Annotated in this window: 4 protein-coding genes; 3 read left to right on the top strand and 1 reads right to left on the bottom strand. The window is 69.6% G+C overall.

Translation table 11 applies throughout. The features are described from left to right. Nucleotides 1–135: 135 nt before the first annotated feature. The 3 genes from ACZ5TL_RS12830 (at nt 136) to ACZ5TL_RS12820 (ending at nt 2,313) form a co-directional block, all read left to right on the top strand. Nucleotides 136–953 (top strand): IS5 family transposase gene (locus ACZ5TL_RS12830; RefSeq protein WP_468589538.1). Its coding sequence is split into 2 segments (ribosomal slippage): nt 136–478 and nt 478–953, totalling 819 coding nucleotides; the frame shifts between segments, so codons are not numbered across the junction. A gap of 288 nt (nt 954–1,241) precedes the next feature. Beyond that, the gene (locus ACZ5TL_RS12825; protein WP_468589555.1) at nt 1,242–1,463 is read left to right on the top strand and encodes a hypothetical protein; all 222 of its coding nucleotides are present in this window, start codon (nt 1,242–1,244) and stop codon (nt 1,461–1,463) included. Nucleotides 1,464–1,512: 49 nt separating this feature from the next. After that, on the top strand, nt 1,513–2,313 hold the full coding sequence (locus ACZ5TL_RS12820) for an SURF1 family cytochrome oxidase biogenesis protein (protein WP_468589536.1): 801 nt from the start codon (nt 1,513–1,515) through the stop codon (nt 2,311–2,313). Nucleotides 2,314–2,340: 27 nt separating this feature from the next. Here the strand turns inward: ACZ5TL_RS12820 and ACZ5TL_RS12815 are convergent, their stop codons facing one another. Beyond that, nucleotides 2,341–3,282, bottom strand: a complete 942-nt coding sequence (locus tag ACZ5TL_RS12815) for a hypothetical protein (RefSeq protein ID WP_468589535.1) — start codon at nt 3,280–3,282, stop codon at nt 2,341–2,343. Between the last annotated feature and the right edge of the window lie 134 nt (nt 3,283–3,416).

Here is a 3,416-nt window from a genome sequence, read left to right as displayed (position 1 = left end):
GGTCCTGCCTTCATGCGCCCACCCGGCCAAGATCACCCGACCAGGGACCCCGTTCGATCAGAACCGTCCTCATGATCGATAGGCATACGGCTTCTAAGACCGTGTCCTACGTGGTGAGCGGACGTTGGTCTGGTCATGGGGCGGGGTACGTGGAGTTGGATTGTTCCGGACGGGCTGTGGGAGATCGCGAAGCCGCTGATTCCGCCGCCGAAAGTGCGGCCGCAGGGCGGCGGAACACAGGACACGCCTGATGAAACGCTCTTCGCGGCCATCATCTACGTCCTCGTCAGCGGCTGCGCCTGGCGCCAACTTCCGCCCTGCTTCGGCATATCGAAGTCGACCGCCCACCGTCGGTTCCTGATCTGGTCGAGAGCCGGTGTCTGGGGCCGCCTGCACGAAGCCGTGCTGCACCGACTCGACGACGCCGGCCTCATCGACGTCACCCGCGTCGTCCTCGACACCGCCCATGTCAGGGCTAAAAAGGGGGCGAACACACAGGTCCGAGCCCGGTGGACAGGGGCAAGCCGGGTTCCAAGATGCACATCCTGTCGGACGCGAACGGACTGCCCCTCCTCGTCGGCATCTCGGCCGCCAACACCCACGATAGCGAAGGGCTCAAGCCCATGATCGAGGGTCACCAAACGAGACACGACCCCTACCACGGCAGGTACTTCAAGCCTCAGCGCCTGCACGCGGACAAAGCCTACGACCGGGCCGACCTGCGCAGATGGCTGCGGTGGAAGCGGATCGGAGTGCGCATCGCCCGCAAAGGGATCGAGTCCAGTGAACGATTAGGACGCCGCCGCTGGGTCATCGAGCGGACTATGTCCTGGCTGTCCGGCTACCGCAGACTCAGCCCTCGATACGAACGAAATCCCCGCAACTACCTGGCCTTTCTCGGCCTCGCCGCCGCCCTGTGCTGCTACAAGCGACTCGTCCGCCTCACCACGTAGGACACGGTCTAAACACCTGCTCCACCGCTTCGACGCGATAGCTCCCGTCCACGCCAAGAGGCCGGACGGACCGGCGCCGTGCTGACGCTGGTACGTCCGACATGGCCCAGGCAGGGACTCTCCCTGGCTACGCCGCCGCTAGCCCTCGCTGGGCAGGGCGGTTTGGCCGCATCAGGTCAGTCTTCGTCGCCTCCTGCAGTCGTAAGGATGTGGTGGATGTCGTCTAGGGCGCTCTCCGACAACATCGGCGCTTGTGACAGCCAGTACTCAAGCCACTGCCCGTTCGTCATAACCGCTGTTCACCCGCCTCTCTTTGAGGTATCAGTTTCTTCAAAGAGGAGAGTGCACGTCTTCGACTGCTTCGCCTGCGCGATCCACCGCATGGCCCCCATCTGCGAGCACTGCCGGGTACAGATCATCGGCCAGGGCGTCGAGGTCGAGGGCCACTGGTTCTGCGGTGCCCACTGCGCCCGCGCGGAGGGAAAGGTGGGAATTGTCGACAAGGTCTGAATCCGTACCCGCCTGAATACACCCCACGACCGAGTTGTACGGTCGTGGGGTGTACCGCTTCCTGATGTCCCGGCAGTGGGTGATCCTCACGCTGATCGCCCTGCTCCTCATCCCCACGATGATCAGGCTGGGCATCTGGCAGATGCATCGCTACGAGGAGCGCACCGCCCGGAACCAGCTGGTCACCGACGCGCTGGCGGCAAAGCCGGTGCCCGTGGAGAAGCTGACCGCGCCCGGGCACACCGTCACCAGCGCCGAGCGGTACCGGACCGTGACCGCGAAGGGCCGCTTCGACACGGAGGACGAGGTCGTCGTCCGGCGCCGCACCAACTCCGACGACGAGGTCGGCTACCACGTCCTGACCCCGTTCGTCCTGGACGACGGCAAGGTGCTGCTGGTCAACCGGGGCTGGATCCCCTCCGACGGCCCGAGCCAGACCGCGTTCCCGAAGATCCCCGCACCGCCGGGCGGCGAGGTCACCGTCACGGGGCGGCTGATGCCCGACGAGACGACCGCGGCCAGCGGCATCAAGAACCTCCAGGGACTGCCGGACCGGCAGATCATGCTGATCAACAGCGAGCAGCAGGCCCGGCGCCTGGACGCGCGGGTGCTCGGCGGCTACATCGCGCAGACGGCGCCCGAGCCCCGGGGCGACACCCCCGAGCTGCTGGGCAGACCCGGCAAGGAGGACGCCGCGCTGAACTACGCGTACGCCGTTCAGTGGTGGCTGTTCGCCGCCGCCGTCCCGGTCGGCTGGGTGGTCCTGGCCCGCCGCGAGGCCCGGGACCGGGCGCAGGCGGCGGCCGCCGCGACGGCGCAGGACAGGGAGTCGCAGCCGGCCACGGCGTGACGCCGCCGGTGCCGGCCTTGGCTGTTGTCAGCCGGCCGGGCCGTCCCGCCAGTAGCGGAAGGCCCGTTCCGGCTCGGGCAGCAGGTCCCACGGATGGCGTGTCATGTGGCGGCCGACGCGCCGCAGGACGAGTGCGGCCTCGGCCGGGCGGTGGGCGCGGGTCAGGGCGAAGGCGAGCAGGTTGAGGTCGGTCATCGCTTCGGCATGGGGTGCGACGGCGGTGTGGAACCAGCCGGACAGAGCCCGGTCGAGCTCCTCGGCCGCCCGGAGCTCGTTCCAGTGACCGCTCGCGCCGATGGCGGCGAGGCCCGTCAGGCCCTGGCGGTGGGCGCCGAGCTCCACGCGGGCCGCCACCGGCAGCACGGCGAGCGGCGAGCCGTGCGGGGCCTGGACCGCGCTCTGCCAGGCGAAGTCCAGCATGTCGGGGAGCGTGCCGTGGCCGCGCGGCGACAGATAGCCCAGCATCTGGTGGTAGGCGCCACGGTGCCACGGTGCGCGTTTGACGGCCTCGGTCCACACGGGCACGGCGTCACGGACCGGTACGGCACAGGCGTGCATCAGCGAGAACAGGGCCAGCCAGGGCGTCGGATCACCGGAGCAGGCGTCGGCGGCACGCAGACACGCCTGTTCGGCCTGGCGGACGGCGGCAGGGTCACCGACCGGGACCCGGGCCACCGCGGCGCAGGCGGACAGCAGCAGGGCGTCGCCGTGGCCGGGCCGGTCGGCCACCCAGCGCTCGGGGATCGCGGCCGGCATGTTCCGGGCGAGGACCGACACCCGGTGTGCTCTGCGGTCCCAGTCCCGCCCTGTGGCGCGCAGCAGCCGGGCGGCGGGCTCCCAGACGGAACGGCTGCTGCCCGCGCCGAGCCCGTGCAGTTGGGGGGCCGGCCGTAGTTCGGCGAGGGTCGCGTGCAGGAGGTCGTCGTCGAGTTCGGGGCGGATCAGCAGGGAAGGGCGGCGTCTGAGCATCTCGGTCTCGGCGAAGGTGGAGCGGAGCGGGACGAGGTCGGTCGCGGGGGGGGGGGGGGGGGGGGGGGGGGGGGGGGGAAGAAGACGGGGCGCAAAGCCCTCGAGCAGCCAGCAAGAGAATACAACCCCAAGGG

The organism is Streptomyces sp. NPDC033136 (assembly GCF_055578235.1).
Note: the sequence above shows the minus strand (reverse complement) of the source record. Positions and strands in the feature narration are given on the sequence as shown.

Bases quoted from the DNA above. Each gene is read 5' to 3' on its own strand.
- ACZ5TL_RS12815 (WP_468589535.1), bottom strand. From the start codon at position 3,282: ATGCTCAGACGCCGCCCTTCCCTGCTGATCCGCCCCGAACTCGACGAC.